This is a genomic window from Streptomyces brasiliensis (assembly GCF_014647875.1).
Lineage (GTDB): Bacteria > Actinomycetota > Actinomycetes > Streptomycetales > Streptomycetaceae > Streptomyces > Streptomyces brasiliensis.
The window spans coordinates 20701-38059 of sequence record NZ_BMQA01000049.1; the positions used below are offsets into that span (position 1 = coordinate 20701).

20 protein-coding genes are annotated in these 17359 nt (G+C 71.9%); 8 read left to right on the forward strand and 12 right to left on the reverse strand.

What is annotated here, in order from left to right:
- Positions 1 to 3: 3 nt before the first annotated feature.
- A complete protein-coding gene (locus tag IEZ19_RS38575) occupies positions 4 to 1182 on the reverse strand; it encodes an FAD-dependent monooxygenase (RefSeq protein ID WP_189316057.1) in 1179 nt (392 codons plus the stop codon).
- An 86-nt stretch (positions 1183 to 1268) separates the two neighbouring features.
- Between IEZ19_RS38575 and IEZ19_RS38580 the strand changes: the two genes are divergently transcribed.
- From IEZ19_RS38580 to IEZ19_RS38590, 3 genes are all read left to right on the forward strand, one after another.
- On the forward strand, positions 1269 to 1859 hold the full coding sequence (locus tag IEZ19_RS38580) for a TetR/AcrR family transcriptional regulator (protein ID WP_189316058.1): 591 nt from the start codon (positions 1269 to 1271) through the stop codon (positions 1857 to 1859).
- 42 nt (positions 1860 to 1901) lie between these two features.
- The gene (locus IEZ19_RS38585) at positions 1902 to 2414 is read left to right on the forward strand and encodes a DinB family protein (protein WP_189316059.1); all 513 of its coding nucleotides are present in this window, start codon (positions 1902 to 1904) and stop codon (positions 2412 to 2414) included.
- A gap of 113 nt (positions 2415 to 2527) precedes the next feature.
- A complete protein-coding gene (locus tag IEZ19_RS38590) occupies positions 2528 to 2983 on the forward strand; it encodes a flagellar biosynthesis protein FlhF (protein WP_229841299.1) in 456 nt (151 codons plus the stop codon).
- Between the two features lie 30 nt (positions 2984 to 3013).
- Here IEZ19_RS38590 and IEZ19_RS38595 read toward each other — a convergent pair whose 3' ends face one another.
- From IEZ19_RS38595 to IEZ19_RS38625, 7 genes are all read right to left on the reverse strand, one after another.
- Complete coding sequence (locus IEZ19_RS38595) at positions 3014 to 3532, reverse strand: hypothetical protein (protein ID WP_189316061.1); 519 nt, start codon at positions 3530 to 3532, stop codon at positions 3014 to 3016.
- A 106-nt stretch (positions 3533 to 3638) separates the two neighbouring features.
- Positions 3639 to 4322: a uracil-DNA glycosylase gene (gene ung / locus IEZ19_RS38600; RefSeq protein ID WP_189316062.1), complete on the reverse strand. Its 684-nt coding sequence runs from the start codon at positions 4320 to 4322 to the stop codon at positions 3639 to 3641.
- Between the two features lie 92 nt (positions 4323 to 4414).
- Positions 4415 to 5992, reverse strand: coding sequence for an ABC transporter substrate-binding protein (locus IEZ19_RS38605; protein ID WP_189316063.1), 1578 nt, complete (start codon positions 5990 to 5992; stop codon positions 4415 to 4417).
- A 217-nt stretch (positions 5993 to 6209) separates the two neighbouring features.
- Positions 6210 to 6971, reverse strand: coding sequence for an SDR family oxidoreductase (locus IEZ19_RS38610; protein WP_189316064.1), 762 nt, complete (start codon positions 6969 to 6971; stop codon positions 6210 to 6212).
- A gap of 20 nt (positions 6972 to 6991) precedes the next feature.
- Positions 6992 to 7753, reverse strand: a complete 762-nt coding sequence (gene fabG, locus IEZ19_RS38615; protein WP_189316065.1) for a 3-oxoacyl-ACP reductase FabG — start codon at positions 7751 to 7753, stop codon at positions 6992 to 6994.
- A gap of 160 nt (positions 7754 to 7913) precedes the next feature.
- Entirely contained in the window at positions 7914 to 8363 is a 450-nt protein-coding gene (locus tag IEZ19_RS38620) for a DUF3037 domain-containing protein (RefSeq protein WP_189316066.1), read from the reverse strand.
- Complete coding sequence (locus IEZ19_RS38625; protein ID WP_189316067.1) at positions 8360 to 9124, reverse strand: HipA family kinase; 765 nt, start codon at positions 9122 to 9124, stop codon at positions 8360 to 8362. The genes IEZ19_RS38620 and IEZ19_RS38625 overlap by 4 nt, the downstream gene beginning before the upstream one ends.
- Positions 9125 to 9318: 194 nt before the next feature.
- On the opposite strand from IEZ19_RS38625, the gene IEZ19_RS38630 reads away from it, so the two are divergent.
- Entirely contained in the window at positions 9319 to 9798 is a 480-nt protein-coding gene (locus IEZ19_RS38630; protein WP_189316068.1) for a Rieske (2Fe-2S) protein, read from the forward strand.
- Positions 9799 to 9801: 3 nt separating this feature from the next.
- Here the strand turns inward: IEZ19_RS38630 and IEZ19_RS38635 are convergent, their stop codons facing one another.
- Positions 9802 to 10446: a cysteine hydrolase family protein gene (locus tag IEZ19_RS38635; protein ID WP_189316069.1), complete on the reverse strand. Its 645-nt coding sequence runs from the start codon at positions 10444 to 10446 to the stop codon at positions 9802 to 9804.
- A gap of 86 nt (positions 10447 to 10532) precedes the next feature.
- On the opposite strand from IEZ19_RS38635, the gene IEZ19_RS38640 reads away from it, so the two are divergent.
- Positions 10533 to 11000: a pyridoxamine 5'-phosphate oxidase family protein gene (locus IEZ19_RS38640; RefSeq protein ID WP_189316070.1), complete on the forward strand. Its 468-nt coding sequence runs from the start codon at positions 10533 to 10535 to the stop codon at positions 10998 to 11000.
- A gap of 6 nt (positions 11001 to 11006) precedes the next feature.
- On the opposite strand, the gene IEZ19_RS38645 is transcribed toward IEZ19_RS38640, so the two are convergent.
- Complete coding sequence (locus tag IEZ19_RS38645) at positions 11007 to 11909, reverse strand: LysR family transcriptional regulator (protein ID WP_189316071.1); 903 nt, start codon at positions 11907 to 11909, stop codon at positions 11007 to 11009.
- A 74-nt stretch (positions 11910 to 11983) separates the two neighbouring features.
- On the opposite strand from IEZ19_RS38645, the gene IEZ19_RS38650 reads away from it, so the two are divergent.
- Positions 11984 to 12913 (forward strand): DMT family transporter, encoded by a 930-nt coding sequence (locus tag IEZ19_RS38650; protein ID WP_189316072.1) that lies wholly within the window; start codon positions 11984 to 11986, stop codon positions 12911 to 12913.
- Positions 12914 to 13375: 462 nt separating this feature from the next.
- On the opposite strand, the gene IEZ19_RS38655 is transcribed toward IEZ19_RS38650, so the two are convergent.
- A complete protein-coding gene (locus IEZ19_RS38655) occupies positions 13376 to 14707 on the reverse strand; it encodes an aminotransferase class I/II-fold pyridoxal phosphate-dependent enzyme (RefSeq protein ID WP_189316073.1) in 1332 nt (443 codons plus the stop codon).
- 35 nt (positions 14708 to 14742) lie between these two features.
- On the opposite strand from IEZ19_RS38655, the gene IEZ19_RS38660 reads away from it, so the two are divergent.
- Positions 14743 to 15426 (forward strand): pyridoxamine 5'-phosphate oxidase family protein, encoded by a 684-nt coding sequence (locus tag IEZ19_RS38660; RefSeq protein ID WP_189316074.1) that lies wholly within the window; start codon positions 14743 to 14745, stop codon positions 15424 to 15426.
- The gene (locus IEZ19_RS38665) at positions 15426 to 16058 is read left to right on the forward strand and encodes an FMN-binding negative transcriptional regulator (protein WP_189316075.1); all 633 of its coding nucleotides are present in this window, start codon (positions 15426 to 15428) and stop codon (positions 16056 to 16058) included. The genes IEZ19_RS38660 and IEZ19_RS38665 overlap by 1 nt, the downstream gene beginning before the upstream one ends.
- Positions 16059 to 16254: 196 nt before the next feature.
- Here IEZ19_RS38665 and IEZ19_RS38670 read toward each other — a convergent pair whose 3' ends face one another.
- Positions 16255 to 17202, reverse strand: coding sequence for a DMT family transporter (locus tag IEZ19_RS38670; RefSeq protein WP_189316076.1), 948 nt, complete (start codon positions 17200 to 17202; stop codon positions 16255 to 16257).
- Positions 17203 to 17359: the final 157 nt, after the last annotated feature.

Sequence of the window (17359 nt, forward strand, 5' to 3'; positions counted from 1 at the left end):
CCCCTAGCGCTCGTCCACCGGTGCCTTCCGGGCAGCATACGGGGGCCGCCAGTCGGCGATGCCGTCGAATCCGCGCAGGAGCAGCGCCGGTCCGGCCTTCGACAGCGCGGCGACCGCGGTGTTGCGTACGGCGATGGCGGCGCGGTTGCCCGTCATGTTGACGCGGGCGACCCGGACGGACTGGCGGACGATCGCGGTCGTACGGGGCAGTCGGGCCGAGCTGTACGCGGGCAGGTCGTCCGCATGATGAGCCAGGACCACGGCGTCCTCGATGGCCTGGTTGCCGCCCTGGCCCAGGGTGGGCGGCATGGCGTGCGCGGCGTCGCCGAGGAGCGCGGTGCGGCCGCGATGGTAGGCGGGCAGCGGCTCGGCGATGTGGCGGACGTCGTGGCGCAGCACGTCCTCGGGGCGGGCGGCCGCGATGACGGCGGGGATCGGGTCGTGCCAGTCGCCGAACCGGCGGACGAGCTCGGCCTTCTCGTCGTCGGGTGCGTGCCCTCCGGCGGGTGTCATGGCGGCGGCGTACGCGTACACCCGGCCGTCCTTGAGCGGATGCGTGCCCCAGAGCCGGCCGCGCCCCCAGGTCTCGTGGGAGGCGAACTCCACCACGCCGGGTACCGGGATCACGACCCGCCAGGTGGTGAACCCGGAGTACACCGGCCCCGGGTGTCCGGGGAACAGCGCGCCACGCACCCCGGAGTCGATGCCGTCGGCGCCCACGACCAGGTCGGCCTCCAGTTCGTCGTCGGCGGTCCGCACACGGGCCGGCCGGCCGGTGTCGCCGGGGTCGGTGAGCGTGGCGGCGGCCGTGGTGCGGACGGTGCCGGGCGGGAGCAGCGCGGCGAGGCTGTTGATGAGGGTGGCCCGGTGGAGCAGGACGATCGGGCTGCCGAAGCGGGCCGCGGCGGCCGCGGCGTCGGTGCGGGAGAGCCAGCGTCCAGCGGGGGTGCGCAGCCCGCCGTCGCCCTGCCAGGCGGCGAGGTCGCGGATCTCGTCGCCGATGCCGAGGACGTCGAGGGCGCGCAGGCCGTTCGGCGCCAGCGAGATGCCCGCCCCGACCGGCTCGAGGGACCGGGCCTGTTCGAGCACGGTGACCTGCCGACCCTGGCGCAGCAGGGCCGCCGCCGCGGTGAGGCCTCCGATACCGCCGCCGATGACGACGGCGCGTGATGGGTGGGGCATGTCTCCTCCAACAGCCGGTTACTACAGATGTAGTGAGCCCGGCCTCGACCGTACTACATCCGTAGTCCCACAGATAGGGTCGTGCCATGTCCGTACACCCCCCGGCCGCCTCCCGCGCGACCCTCGTCGCCGACACCGCGATCACGCTCATCGCCCGGCGCGGCCTGCGCGGCCTGACGCACCGGGCGGTCGACGAGGCTGCCGGGCTGCCCCTGGGCTCTACCTCGAACCTGGCCCGCACCCGGCTGGCCCTGCTGGAGCTGGTGGTACGGCGGCACGCGGAGCGCGAGGCCCAGGTGCTGGCGCTCGACGAGATGCCCGATCCACGCGGCGGCCTCGACTCCCTGGTGGACGGGCTCGCCCTGGCCACGCACCGGTCCGTCACACGCAACCGCGAGCTGCTGATCTCCCGTTACGAACTGGCCCTGGAGGCCACGCGCCGGCCGGAGCTGCGGGCGTTCTACGACGCGGCGGGCGGCGTCTTCCGCCGCCGCCTGGAGGCGATGGTCACCGCCCTGGGCTCCACCGAGCCGGACCGGCACGTGCTGTCGCTGGTCGCCTGGGCCGACGGGCTGATGTTCTCGTGCGCGGCCGGGACGTTCCACGCGGAGGTGCCGAGCCTGGACGAGGTCCGGGCCGGGCTGCGCGAGCTGCTGACCGGGATGCTGGACGGCTGAAACCCTTTGAGCGCCGGGGCCGGTTGAGCAAGGATGCGGGGCATGACGACGGAGCGCACTGAACCCGCCCAGAACGCCTCGGAGCGCGCCATGCTGGAGGGCTGGCTGGACTACCACCGGCAGACCCTGGCCTGGAAGTGCGAGGGGCTGACCGACGAGCAGCTGCGGACCGCGCCGGTGGAGCCCTCCGAGCTGTCCCTGATGGGACTGGTCCGGCACATGGCCGAGGTCGAGCGGAGCTGGTTCCGCAAGGTGCTGGCCGGCGACGACCGCGGGCCCATCTACTTCACCGACGCGGACCAGGACGGCGACTTCCACGCCACCGAGGCGGACACCTGGCAGGAGGCGTACGCCACCTGGCAGACCGAGATCGAGGCCGCCCGGCGACACGCGGCGGACTTCGCGCTCGACGACCTCTCCCTGGGCAAGGGCCGTTTCACCCAGGAGCCGTTCAACCTGCGCTGGATCTACACCCACATGATCGAGGAGTACGCCCGGCACAACGGTCACGCGGACCTCATCCGGGAGCGGATCGACGGCGCCACCGGCGACTGACGTCAGCCTCCACCCGCCGGCACCCCCCGTAGGGGGCGTGAGATCACCCGTGCGGGGCATGAATCGCCTGTTCGTGGCCCCACGGGCGGGGCCGACCCAGCAAAGTGACGCGGGTGCATCGTACGTCGACCACCGCAGCACTTCTGGTCACCGTGGCCGTCTCCGCCCTCTCCGGCTGTGTGACCGTCCAGCGCCCGCCGGCACCGGGACCTCCGGACACGGCGCCCTCACAGCCGTCGGCGCCCCGGCCGGACGGCAGAGCAACGCCGAAGGTCGTCCAGGCACCGGCTCGTGAGGCGCTGGAGATGGTCGGCCCGTCCCACGACCCCGAGCGCTTCGCGCAGAGCCGCCCGGCGGCCCCGTCGGACACCCCACGTCCGGCGTCGCCCCGCGTACCTCCTCGCCCGCAGCCCCACCCCGCACCCTCGCGCCATCAGCGCGTCGAGGCCCCCGACGTGCCCCGCGCCGCCCCGCCGAAGCCGGACATCTGCGGCCTGGGCAAGAAATACGGCGGCTGGCGCCCCGGCAGCCCGGAGGCAAGGATCTGCGAGCGGGCGTACGGGCGTTGACATGGCCTGGGCCGGATCCCCCACCCCAGGTCACCGCGGCCGCTGTCGCGGCGGCCCCCAGGGCTCTCCTCCCGCCGGGCCCTCCTCCGCCAGCCGGAGTTCCATGCGGCGGATCGCCGCCCTCACCCCGTCGCCGTAGCCGTCGTCGCCCAGGGCGTCGGCCGTGCCGTGGGCCCGGGTCAGGTGGGTGCGGGCGGCCTCGGCGCGGCCCAGCTTCACGTAGTCCGCGGCCAGGTTCAGGTGGAGAGAGGGGTAGAAGCCCCGGACCGCCGCGGGATCGCCCCCCGCGCGGCCGTCCGTCACTTCGTCCGCCGCCGACAACGCCCGCAGGTCCCACGCCAGTTCGTCCGAGGGGTCGTCCTGGGTGTCGGCCAGGTAGTGCGCCAGGGTGCAACGGTACAACGGGTCGCCGTCCTCGCCGATCTCCGCCCACAGGTCGAGCAGCCGGCGGCGGGCCTCCTCGCGGTCCCCACCGTGGTGCAGCATGACGACCTGCCCGATCCGCGTCAGGACGGCATCCGGTGCCGCCTGCTCTCTTCGCTCCGCCACCGCGTCCTCCGGGCACTCGTCGGCTGTCCCTGTCGACGCTAACCGGCGGCACCGGCAATCCACGTCAGGCGGCCCCGTACGACACGGGGCCGCCGCGTCACGGCGGTCAGCCCAGGTTCGGGATCGTCCAGTCGATCGCCTCGTGGCCCTGCCGGGCGACCGCCTCGTCGATCTGGGTGAACGGGCGGGAGCCGAAGAACTTCTTCGCCGACAGCGGCGAGGGGTGCGCGCCCTTGACCACGACGTGCCGCGTCTCGTCGATGAGAGGGAGCTTCTTCTGCGCGTAGTTGCCCCACAGCACGAAGACCGCCGGGTCGGGGCGGCCGGCCACCGCGCGGATCACCGCGTCGGTGAACTTCTCCCAGCCCTTGCCCTTGTGCGAGTTCGCCTCACCGGCGCGCACCGTGAGCACCGCGTTGAGCAGCAGGACACCCTGCCGGGCCCACGGCAGCAGATAGCCGTTGTCCGGGATCGGCGTGCCCAGCTCCTCCTTCATCTCCTTGTAGATGTTGCGCAGGGAGGGCGGGGTCTTCACGCCGGGCCGCACCGAGAAGCACAGCCCGTGGCCCTGGCCCTCGCCGTGATACGGGTCCTGGCCGAGGATCAGCACCTTGACCTTGTCGTACGGCGTCGCCTCCAGCGCGGCGAAGACCTCCTCGCGCGGCGGGTAGACAGGACCCTTCGCCCGCTCCTCCTCGACGAACTCGGTCAGCTCCTTGAAGTAGGGCTGCTGCAGCTCGTCGCCCAGAACCCCGCGCCAGGACTCGGGCAGCATGGCGGTGTCGGTCACGTCAACGTCCTTATCGTGTGCGGTCACTTGCCGGATTCAGAACCTACAGGCGGCCACTGACAATCGCCGCCCGCGGACCGGACCGCGGGACGTCACCAGCTGGTCTTGCGGTGCAGCTCCCACATCATCATGATCGTCGACGGATCGAGGGCCTTCTCGCCGCCCGAGACGTCGTCGCTGGCGGCGACGTACTGCCGGCCCTGCCACAGCGGCAGCAGCCGCGCGTCGTCCACCAGGATCTGCTGCGCCTCCTCGAACTGCTTCACCACACGGCCGCGGTCGCTCTCCTCACGCGACTCGGGCAGCAGCTTGTCGGTGATCTCCTTCGTCCGGTACGGCGTGCCCAGGGCGTTGTTCTGGCCCACGAACGGGGCGATGAAGTTGTCCGCGTCGGGGAAGTCGGGGAACCAGCCGCGGCCGAACACCGGGTACTCGCCCTTCTGGTAGCCCACCACGTAGGTCTTCCAGGGGCGGCTCATGAGGGTGATGGTGAACAGGCCGGAGTCCTCGAGCTGGGTCTTGAGCTCCTGGAACTCCTTGGCGGTCTCGGAGCCGTAGCGGTCCGTCGTGTACCAGAAGGTCAGCGGGACCCGCTGGGTGATGCCCGCGCGGGTGAGGATCTTGCGGGCCTTGGAGACGTCGGGGTTGCCGTAGTCGTCGAAGAATCCGGTGGTGTGCCCGGTCAGGCCCGCCGGGACCATGGAGTACAGCGGGTCGACGGTGTCCTTGTAGACCTTGTGCGCGATCGCGGCGCGGTCGACGACCTGGGCGACGGCCTTGCGTACGGCGGGGTTCCTGGCCCACGGGTCCTTCGGGTTGAACACCAGGTAGCTGATGTCGATGCCCGCGCCGTCGACCAGCTGGAGGTCGGCCGAGTCATGGCCCTGGAGGGCGATGATGTCGTCGGCGGCGAGACCGCGGTAGGTCATGTCGATCCGCCCGGCGCGCAGCGCCTTGACCATGGTGGCCGAGTCCTGGAAGTAGCGGATGGTCACGGCGTTGTTCTTGCGGTCGGCGAAGCCGTCGTACCGGTCGTTGCGGACGAGGACGGCCTGCTTGCCCTCCGTGTACGACTCGAGCCGGTAGGGCCCGGAGCCGTCGATCTTGTTGTCCTTGCGCAGTTCCTTGGCGGGGTACTCGTTCGGGTCGACGATCGACATGGCCGGGGTGGCGAGCACGAACGGGAAGGTCGCGTCGGCCTTGTTGAGGTGGAAGACCACCTCGTCGTCGCCCAGGACCTGGACGCGGTCGAGGCTGCCGAGCAGTCCGGCGGGGCCGCTGGGGGCGTCGATGTCCCGGATGCGATCGATGGAGTACTTGACCGCCTGCGCGTTCAGCGCGTCGCCGTCCGAGAACTTGACGCCCGACCGCAGCTTGCAGCGGTAGGTGCGGTTCGAGCTGTCGGTGAAACGACACTTCTCGGCGGCGTCGGGCTGCGGGGTGGTGGCACCGCTGGGGTAGGCGAGGAGCGTCTGGTAGATGTTGCGGAACAGCTCCCAGGAACCGTCCCAGCTGGCGGCCGGATCGAGCGTGCTGGGGGCGCTGGTGGTGCCCACGACGATCGGTCCCTGGCTGTCGGGGTCGCCGCCGGAGAAGACACCACATCCGGCCACCAGGGATACGGACGCGATCGCCGCCACCTTCTGCAGGCCTCGCTTCCGGTTGGACATGCGCACGCTCCTCGATCCGCCGTACCAAGGGTCGGCAGACCATACCGCAGCGTTGCGGCCCCTGAACCTGCTGCGGAACAGGCCAGTTGATCAAATTTCCGATGACGACGTTGTCATCCGGTTGTGCGGATCCTGTGCGGTGAATTTCGTCGTTCACGACGACGAGCGCCGCTCCCCCCTCGGGAAAGCGACGCCCGTCGAGGTGTCCGAAACCGTGTCAGCCCACGCCCGCGTTCAGGAAGATGCCGCCGTCGACGACAAGCGTCTGCCCGGTGATCCAGTCGGACTGGTCCGAGGTGAGGAACGCGGCGGCGCCGCCGATGTCGGAGGGCACACCGAGCCGGCCGAGCGGGTAGGCCGCGGCGGCCTCCTCCTCGCGGCCCTCGTACAGGGCCTGCGCGAACTTGGTCTTCACGACGGCCGGGGCGATCGCGTTGACCCGCACCTTGGGCGCGAACTCGTGCGCCAGCTGCTGGGTCAGATTGATCATCGCGGCCTTGCTCACGCCGTACGCGCCGATGAACGGCGAGGGCGCGAGGCCCGCGATCGAGGCGATGTTGACGATCGCGCCGCCATTGTCCTTCTGCCAGGCGTGCCAGGTCTTCTGGGCGAAGCCGAGCGCCGAGACGACGTTGGTCTCGAAGACCTTGCGCGCCACGTTCAGGTCGAGGTCCGCCATCGGCCCGAACACGGGGTTCGTACCGGCGTTGTTGACCAGGAAGTCGATGCGGCCGAAGGCCTCCATGGCGCGCCCGACGGCCTCGGCCTGGTGGTCGAGGTCGTGGGCCTTGCCGGCGACGCCGACGACCCGGCCGGAGCCGAGCTTCTCGACGGCCTCCTTGAGGGCGTCCTCGCCTCGACCGGTGATGACGACGCGGTCGCCGCGCGCGACGAGCGCCTCGGCGACGCCGTAGCCGATGCCGCGGCTGGCGCCCGTGACGAGGGCGACCTTGCCGGAGAGTGCAGGCGGTTCAGTCATGTCCGTGATCCCCGGTGTCCCTAGTCGAGCGGCCCGCCGGCCACGTACAGCACCTGGCCGGAGACGAAGCCGGCGGCCTCGCCGGTGAAGAAGGCGATGGCATTGGCAATGTCCTCGGGCTCGCCGACGCGCTGCACGGGGATCTGGGTGGCGGCCGCGGCCTTGAACTCCTCGAAGCCCATCTTGACGCGCTCGGCGGTGACCTTGGTCATCTCGGTGGCGATGAAGCCGGGGGCGACGGCGTTGGCGGTGATGCCGAACTTGCCCAGCTCGATGGCGAGGGTCTTGGTGAAGCCCTGCAGACCGGCCTTGGCGGCGGAGTAGTTGGCCTGGCCGCGGTTGCCGAGGGCGGAGGACGACGACAGGTTGACGATGCGGCCCCAGCCGGCCTCGACCATGTGCTTCTGCACGGCCTTGGCCATCAGGAACGAGCCGCGGAGGTGCACGTTCAGGACGGTGTCCCAGTCGGCGGCCGTCATCTTGAACAGCAGGTTGTCGCGCAGGACGCCCGCGTTGTTGACGAGGATCGTCGGCGCGCCCAGCTCCTCGACCACGCGTGCGATCGCCGCCTCGACCTGCGCCTCGTCGGAGACGTCGGCGCCGACCGCGATGGCCTTGCCGCCGGCCGCGGTGATCTTCTCCACGGTGTCCTTGCAGGCGGCCTCGTCGAGGTCGATCACCGCAACGGCACGGCCCTCGGCGGCCAGTCGTACGGCGGTGGCGGCGCCGATGCCGCGCGCACCGCCGGTGACTACGGCGACCCGCTGCTCAGTGGTGGACATTGCTGGTTCTCCTCGCCCTCGAGAAAGCCTGGTCGGCAAACCTGGTCTGCGGCTCCCACGGTACGCCCACCCGGTGAGCGACCGCTTAGTACCTTCAGCGGAAGTGACGCTAGAAGCCCTGGCACCCGGTGTCAACGGCACACCCGCCGCGTGTGATCCATTACCTCACCAGGAGGTCCAGCAACCGCTCCGCCTCGGCCGCCGGATCGGTGGTGAGCCCCGTGTGGACGGGTCCCGGCTGCACGACCGTCGAGCGGGGCGCGATCAGCCAGCGGAAACGCCGGCCCGGGTCGTCCTCGCCCGCCCGCCCGGCCGCGGCGCCACCGGCGCACACCTTCTCGACGGCGCCCAGAGCGGCCCGCACACCGGTCACGTCCGCCGACGGGTCGAGGGCCAGCAGCCGTGCCTCGTCGAGGTGGGTGCGGGCACCGACGTAGGCCTTGGCCCGGCAGTACACGACCACGCCCGCGTTGATGCTCTCGCCGCGCTCGACGCGGGGGACGACGCGCAGCAGGGCGTACTCGAAGACGTCGCGGTCGCCGCCCTGGCCCGCCCTGGTGATGTGGCGCTCGGTCACATGACCGGCCATGTGGATATGGGTCTCGCTCACTTGCCCTCCTCGAGGCCGGTGACGCGCTCGTGGACGACGGCGGCCCGCGCGAGCAGCGGCCGCGCATAGGCCCGGCGGAGGTCGTCCGGGGTGTCGAAGCCGGGCTCGCCGGTCAGCCAGGCGTCGGGGATCTCGGCGGTCACCTCGGTGAGCAGCTCGCCGGTGACCAGGGGGGCCAACTGCGCGGCGGCAGCGGCTACATCGGGCGCGAACCCGGCGAGGGCGTGGTCCGAGGCGTCGTAGGGGCGGTTCGCGGAGGCCTCGGCGCCGGGCCAGTTGTGGTGCCAGATCATCGTGGCACCGTGGTCGATGAGCCAGAGGTCGCCGTGGTGCATCAGGAGGTTGGGGTTACGCCAGGAGCGGTCGACGTTGTTGATCAGCGCGTCGAACCAGACGATCCGCCCGGCCTCCTCGGAACTCACGGCGAAGGCGAGCGGATCGAAGCCGAGGGCGCCGGAGAGGAAGTCCATGCCGAGATTGGTGCCGCCGCTGGAGCGCAGCAGCTCCTGCACCTGGTGATCGGGTTCGCCGAGGCCGAGCACCGGGTCGAGCGCGATCGTCACCAGCCGCGGCACCCGGAGCCCCAGGCGGCGGGCGAGTTCCCCGCACACGACCTCGGCGACCAGCGTCTTGCGGCCTTGCCCGGCGCCGGTGAACTTCATGACGTACGTCCCGAAGTCGTCGGCCTCGACGAGCCCCGGCAACGAGCCGCCCTCACGCAGGGGCGTGAGGTAACGGGTCGCGATGACTTCCTTGAGCATCGCCCCAGGTTACTGGGCGGATCCCGGGGTTCCGACAGCGGAACGACAGCTGCAGCTCACGGCCCTCCGACCGCGCGGACGTCAGGATCTCGGAACCGTCTGAACAGGTGGCGGCCGGCGGCCGTACCCCTGGGCGGATCACGAAACGGCACATCGATGCATCGACGAAACGCTCCTCGGAAGGGAACTCCCTCATGACCAGCGCATCGCTCAACTCCGCAACGGGACCGGCCCGCCGTACCGTCATGGCGGCGGCCGGAGCGGCGGGGCTCGCCGTCGCGCTGACCGCTTGCGGCTCCGACGACGGCTCGGCGGACTCCTCCGACGTGTCGGGTTCCGGCACTACGCAGGACAGCAACGGCTCCGGTGGCGCCGCCGGGGCCGGTGGCACGGCTCTCGCGAAGACCTCCGAGATCCCGGAGGGCGGCGGCAAGATCTTCAAGGACCAGGGCGTGGTCGTCACCCAGCCGACGGCCGGCACGTACAAGGCGTTCTCCTCGAAGTGCACCCACCAGGGGTGCGCGGTGACCAGCATCACGGGTGGCGCGATCGTCTGTCCGTGCCACGGCAGCCAGTTCTCCGTCGAGGACGGCAGTGTCAAGAAGGGTCCGGCGACGCAGCCGCTGGCGTCGGAGAACGTCACGGTGTCCGGCGACCAGATCACGCTCGCCTGAGCGTCAGGCCCGCCGGCGGGACCGTTCGAGACAGCCGAGCACCTCGTCGGTGGTCGCGACCGTGGCGACCAGCGCGAGGGTGTTCCGGATCATCGCCGGGGTGTAGTCGGCCGGCACGCCCGCGCTCGCGTCGGCGGGGACGACGGCGGTATAGCCGCGGTTCACCGCGTCGAACACCGCGTTGAGTACGGCGACGTTGGCCGAGACCCCGGCGACGATCAGCGTGCGACAGCCCAGATTGCGCAGCAGGGCGTCGAGGTCGGTGCCCTGGATCGGCGACAGGCCGTGCAGCCGTCGTACGACGAAGTCCTCCTCGGCGACCTCGATCGGGGGCGCGACGCGCACGGCGGTGGTGCCGGACAGCTGCTGGACGGGCAGCCGTTCGGCGGCGCGGAAGAGCCGCGCGTCGCGGTTCGCGCCGCGGCCGTCGGGGCGGCGCTCCGCGACGGCGTGGATGACCTGGACGCCGGTGTCGTGCGCCGCGGCGACGAGCCGGGCGACATTGCCGAGGGCGCCGGAGGCGCGGGCCTCCTCGGCGAGTTCCGGGAGCGCGCTGCCGGGTCCGACCACGCCATGCCGGCACTCCACGGTGAGCAGCACGGTGCTGACGGGATCGAGGAGTTCGGTGAGTTGCTCGTACGACGGCACGACGCCCCCTTTCGCCCTGGTGCGGGTCGGGCGAGACCAGCCAGCGTCGCGCGAGAGGGGAACGACCGAGAAGGGGGCAGCGCCGCATGACCGTCACTCAGCGCCGGGGCCGGAGGATCATGATGACTCCGGGCGAGCTGGACGAGTTCCTCACCGGCCAGCGCACCTGCCGGGTCGCCACCGTGTCCGTGGACGGCTTCCCGCACGTGAGCGCGCTGTGGTTCGCCTGGGACGGCACCTCGCTGTGGCTGTACTCCGTGGTGCGCAGCAAGCGGTGGGCCGATCTGCGCCGCGATCCGCGGGTGGCGGTCGTGGTGGACTCCGGCGAGGAGTACGACCAGCTGCAGGGCGTGGAGCTGTCCGGGACCGTGGAGTTCGTGGGCGAGATCCCCCGCACCGGCGAGCTGTGTGCCGAACTCGATGCTCCCGAGATCCTGTTCGCGCGCAAGAACTTCGGCATCGAGGAGATGCCGTACGACGGTCGCCACGCCTGGATCCGGCTGGCCCCGGACAAGATCGTCTCCTGGGACTTCCGCAAGCTGGGCTCGCTGTAGACCCGTTCAGTCCACCTGCCCGGCCGCTTCCCGCAGTGCCTCCACCGCAGCCCGGATCGACGGGCGGCGGTCGGCGTCGGCCCGCCAGACGACGTACACATGGCGGCGCACCCGCTGGGTGAGCGGGACCATGACGACGCCGGGCGGCACGGGACGGCGACCCAGGAGCGGGGCGATGCAGACGCCCAGCCCGGCGGACACCAGACCCAGTTGGGTGTGCGTCTCGGCGGCGCGGTGGCCGACGATCGGCTCGACGCCGCGGGAGCGCAGCGTGAACATCAGCCACTCGTGGCAGAACTCGCCCTCGCCCCAGGTGATCCACTCGTCCTCGGCGAACTCCCCGAGGTCCACCTCGTCCCGGTCCGCGAGCCGGTGGCCGGCCGGCATGGCGACGTCGGCGGGGTCGTCGAACAGCGGCGCCTTGACCAGTCCGTCCGGGACGGGCATCGGCTTGTTGTACCAGTCGAGGACGACGGCGAGGTCGAGGTCGCCGCGCACGACGCCCGCGACACCGTTCTCGGGCTCCAGCTCACAGGAGCGCACGCGCAGTGCCGGATGCCGGGTCCGCAGGGCGGCGAGCGCGGTGGGGAACAGGCCACGGGCGGCCGTGGGGAACGCGGACAGCCGGAGTTCGCCGACGACCTGTCCGCGGTGCGCCTCGAGGTCGGACTGGGCCAGCTCCACCTGGGAGAGGATCCGCGCCGCGTGCTCGGACAGCAGCCGGCCCGCGTCCGTGAGGCGCACCCCGCGCCCGTTCTTGGCGAGGAGCTGCTGCCCCACCTCGCGCTCCAGTTTGCCCATCTGCTGCGAGACCGCGGACGTCGTGACGTGCAGCGCCTCGGCGGCACCGCTGACCGAGCCATGCCGGGCGAGGGCGTCGAGAGTGCGCAGGCGCTCGAGGTTTAACATGTAAGCGATACTACGAGGTATCCCGTGAGAAATCTCGATTGTGCTACGAAGTTGGCTGTTGCATCGTTACGACCATGAGCACCGTCACCACGACCGGCACCCCGGCCGACGCCGCCGCGCGACCGCGCCCCCGTCCCGACTGGCGTCTCCGCTTCACCGCCCTGTCCCTGATCTGGGGCTTCAGCTTCCTGCTGATCAAGGTGGGCACCCATGGCTATGCACCCTTCCAGGTCACTCTGGGGCGGCTGGTGTTCGGTACAGCGGTGCTCGCGGCCGCGATGGCGGTGAAGCGGGAGCGGCTGCCGCGCGGGGCGCGCACATGGGGGCATCTGACGGTCGCCGCGTTTCTGCTGAACGCCTTGCCGTTCTCGCTCTTCGCCTATTCCGAGCTGACGATCCCGTCGACGCTGGCCGGGATCTGCAACGCGACGTCGCCGCTGTGGGGCATGGCGCTGTCGTTGGTGGCGCTGTCGGAGGACCGTCCCACACGGGTGCGCTTCGCCGGCCTCGGCCTGGGGTTCCTGGGGGTGCTGACTGTTCTCGGTGCGTGGCAGGGGTTCCACGGGCTGGACGCGACGGGGACGGTGATGGCGTTGCTCGCCTCGCTGAGTTATCCGGTCGGGTGGATCTATGTGCGGCGCACGCTTGCGGGTGCCGGGGGTTCGCATCTCGCGATGACAGGCGCGCAGTTGCTGGTCGCCACGGTCCAACTGGCCGTGGTGACACCGCTGTTCACGTCCTTTCCCGCACACTTCTCGCTGGTTCCACTGCTTGCGATCGCCGCGCTGGGGGCGCTCGGTACGGGGCTGGCCGTTCTCATTCAGTACGGGCTCGTCGCGGAAGTCGGGCCCACGACCGCGCAGATGGTCACCTACTTCATTCCGGTCATCGCCACGGCGGCGGGCGTTGCGATTCTGGGTGAATCGCTTCGGTGGACAACTCCGGTGGGGGCGGTGGTCGTTCTTGCCGGGGCGGCACTCACTCAGGTGCGACGGGGCGCCTGACGAGGTGAGGCCGCGTGCAGTGTGCGCGGGTGCGGATGCGTCGTGGCCGCTAGCGCCCACGCGGCGGAGCCGCATATCGAACACAACCCCGCGCCCCTGAGAGTCATCACGTGATTGCGAAAGTGCCCGATAGTCGGACGACGGTTGCCGCAGGATCTCTCCGGGGCTGCAAGAGGCTCCGTCGAGTCAACCGCGGTGCCACGGCACACCTTCGGGCTGCCGGCCGCGGCAGCTGCTCCACCTGCGGTGACAGCAGCCTCTGCTCGGCACATCCGACAGGGAAGCAGCACAGCCCCGGATGAGACCCGACCCGCGACCACGCGGCACAAGGCCCGCGCCGGAGCGTTCTGCCCAACCATCGGACGTCACGTGAATTACGTGATGACTCTCAGGGAAGTTGCTCACGCCCAGTGCTGTGACCGGAAAGGTTCACCGGCTCGGCAAACCTTCCCGGCCACAGCACTAGACATAAGTTCGCGCCGGTGTCGGGCCCACCGCCGTCGCCACCACTTCCGCCAACGGGGCCGTCTCCTCCGGTGTCAATGTCGAGATCGTGATGCGGATCGCCGGTGGGGCGTTCAGGCGGAAGCCGGCGCCGGGGGAGACCGCCCAGCCCGCGTGGAGGAGGCGGGCGACCGCCGCCGTCTCGTCGGGCACCGGGACCCAGACGTTCATGCCGCTGCGGCCGTGGGCCGGGACGCCGCGTTCGGCGAGGGCGTCGATGAGGAGGTCCCGACGGGCGCGGTAGGCCGCCGCCACCGCGGGGCCGTCCACCGCGCCGTCCGACCAGAGGTGGACCACCGTGCGTTGCAGCAGGCGGCTCACCCAGCCCGGGCCCAGTCGCTGCCGTCCCCGTACCCGGTCGACCGTGACGGGGTCGCCGGTGAGGACGGCCAGGCGCAGGTCGGGGCCGTACGCCTTGGCCACCGAGCGGACGAACGCCCAGTGCTGGGTGACGCCCGCCAGGGGGTGCAGCGGGAGGTCGACGATGCCGTGGCCGTGGTCGTCCTCGAGGAGGAGGGTCTGCGGGTGGTCACGGAGGACGGAGCGCAGCGCACGCGCGCGGGGGGCGCTCACGGCGGCGCCGGTGGGGTTGTGCGCGCGGTCGGTGACGATGAGGGCGCGGGCGCCGGACTCCAGGGCGCGGCGCAGGTCGTCGGCGCGCGGTCCCTCGTCGTCGACGCCCACGGGGACGGTGCGCAGGCCGAGCGCCGGGACCAGGTCGAGGGTGCGGCCCCAGCCGGGGTCCTCGACGGCGACGGCGTCGCCCGGTCTGAGGTGGGCCGCGAGGACACGCTCGATCGCGTCCAGGGAGCCGGAGACCACGGTGAGCGGTCCGGCGGGCACGCCGCCGGCGTCGAGTTCGGCCCGCGCGATCCTCGCCAGCTCCGGTTCCACCGCCTCGGCGCCGTACAGCACCGGTGCGCGGTCGCCCTCCTCGGCCACGGCCGCCAGGGCGGGCGCGAGCGGGGGGAGCAAGGCGGGGTCGGGGTTGCCGTCGGACAGGTCACGCACCCCGGCAGGCACGTCGACGCGCAGGTGCTCGCGTCCGGTCGTGGCCGGTTTGGGGCGGACACGGCTGCCCCGGCGACCGGCGGTCTCGATGACCCCGCGCTCGCGCAGGGTGCGGTAGGCGGCCGCGACGGTGTTGGGATTCACCCCCAGTCTCGTGGCCAACTCCCGCATGGGTGGCAGCAGTTGGCCGGGATCCAGCTCGCCGGTGCTCACCGCGTGTTCGACGCTCGCCGCAATCTCGGCTGCGCCCCGACCTTGGATCGGATACTCTCCTAGCACAAACCAGATTATGCACTAGTGCAATGGAGAGCGCCATGCCGGGTAGCCCGCAGACGCCGTCGCCGTCCGCCGCCTACGTCCCGACCGACCGCACCGTGCCCACGCGTGCCGCCGAAAAGGCGTCGTACGACAGGGACTTGGTGCACGCGATACTCGACGAGGGCTACGTCTGTCATCTCGGCTTCGTCCGCGACGGCGCGCCGGTGGTGCTGCCGACCCTGTACGGCCGGGTCGGCGAGCGGCTGTACGTCCACGGCTCGACAGGCTCACGCCCACTGCGGATGACCGGCGCGGCCGACCCGGGACTCCCGGTCTGTCTGACGGTGACGCATGTGGACGGTCTGGTGCTGGCCCGCTCGGCGTTCCACCACTCGATCAACTACCGCTCGGTGGTGGTGCACGGCACCGCGCACGAGGTCACCGACCCGGAGGAGCGGCGGGTGGCCCTGGACGCGCTGGTCGACCACGTCGTACCGGGCCGTTCCGCCGACTCGCGCCCCGCGAACAAGAAGGAGCTGGCCGCCACCGCGGTGATCCGCCTCGACCTGGACGAGGTCTCGGCCAAGGTCCGCACGGGCGGCGCGAACGACGAGCCCGAGGACCTGGGCCTCCCCCACTGGGCCGGCGTCGTCCCGCTGCGCAAGGGCTACGACGCGCCGGTCGCCAACGCCGACCTGGCGCCCGGCATCGCGCTCCCCGGCTACCTCGGAACCCTGTGATGCTGATCCACCCCTGGGACGCGGCACGCGACGACGCCGAGTGGCACGGCTGGCTGGCCGCCCACGACTTCGGCCAGCTCGCCGTCAACGGCCCGTCCGGCGAGCCGCCGTTCGTCCAGCCGCTGCACTTCGCCTACGATCGCGAGCGCGGTGAGGCCGTCACCCACCTCGCCCGCACGAACCCGCTGTGGCCGTCCCTCGAGGCGAACCCGGTCGTGCTGCTGAGCGTGGTCGACGACTACGTGTACGTTCCCGGCCCCTGGCAGGCCCCGCCGGACGTGCCGTCCGAGCACGGCGTCCCCACGAGCTTCTACACGGCCGTCCAACTGCGCTGCACGGCCCATGTCGTGGACGATCCGGCGGCCAAGGCCGAGCTGGTGAACCGCCAGCTCGGCCACTTCCAGCCCGACGGCGGCTCGGCCCTGGCGGTGCCCGGCGAGGCGCCGTACGGCCGCATGCTGTCCGGCATCCGCGGCCTGCGCCTCGAAGTGACCGGCGTCCGGGCCAAGTTCAAGTACGCGAGCCAGAAGCCCGAGGAGGTCAAGGACCGTATCGCCGCGGGCCTGGCGGCTCGAGGCGGTCCGGGGGACGGGGCGGCACGGGACCATCTGGTGCGGCGACGCCGAGCGTGAGGGGAGCCGGCCCGCACGGTGGGCGGACACGCCGCGCAGCCCGCGCGAGCCGCCTGCCGCGCGGGCTGCGCTCAGACTGTCACGGCGGTCCGGCGCCTTGTCGTACGGCGCCCACACGCAGGCCCGGGTGCCCCGGCACCGCCGCCGAGCGGGACGAGCCGGCGTGATGCCCGCCCGAACGACGCCCCTCCCCGGGTCAGGCGGGTAGCGGCGCGACCTCGCGTGCCGCGCGGGCCTCGGCCACCGCGAGGCCGCCGACCGAGCACAGCATCAGCAGGGTGCCCGCGATCGTGGGGGCCGTCAGGTGTTCGCCGAGCAGGGCGACAGCGAGGACAGCCGCGCTCACCGGTTCCAGGAGCATGATCACGGAGACGGTCGCGGACCGCACGACGGCTGCGCCCGCGAAGTAGAGGGCGTACGCGAGTGCCGTGGGCACGGCGGCGATGTAGGCGAGGAGCCACAGCACCCTGACGGGGTCGGCGGTGTGCGGCACCAGGCCGTCGGACAGGGCGAACGGCAACAGGCACACGCTCGTGACAGCGAACGCCCAGACCGTCGTACCGGAGTTGTCGGTGCCGCCGTCGCGTCCCCACCAGCGGGTGAGCAGCGTCATGGCGCAGTAGCCCGCCGCCGACGCCAGCGCGAGAAGCACGCCCGCCGGGCGCACGCTCGCGCCCGAGCCGCCGAGCGTGAGGACGGCAAGACCGGCGAGCGCTCCGGCGACGGCGGCGGCCCCGCCACGCCCGAGTCGCTCGCCCAGCGCGAGGCGGGCGCCGAGCGCGATGAGGACGGGGCCGGCGCCGAGCGTGACGACGGTCGCCACGGCGAGTCCCGTGGCCTCCACGGCCGCGAAGTAGGCGGTCTGGAAGACGGCCAGCCCGAGGCCGGTGGTGACGGCCTTCACGGCCCTGCGGCCGAGCGTCTCCGGCACCGCCGGCCGGCGCGCGCCCCGGCGCAGCAGGCGTCCGGCGAGCAGCAGGACGAGGCCGACGGCGCAGCGCCAGAAGGACAGGGTGACGGCGCCCATGTCGCTGGCCCGGTAGACCAGGGAGGCGGCGGCGCCCGCGGTGCCCCAGGCGGCACCGGCGACGATCAGGTAGAGGAGGCCACGCCCGACGGGCAGACCGAAAGCGACGTTCGACACGAGTTATCTCCGCAGAGGTGCAGAAGTTCGGAAGGCGACCCCGGTCCAGCGGGGCGCGCGGACTTCATCTGCGGGCAGCACCGTCCCGCCCGGCGATCAGCCAGGCGTGTTTCCCGGAGGCCCGCCTCAGGCGGCCGGAGGCGGAAGGACAAGTGCG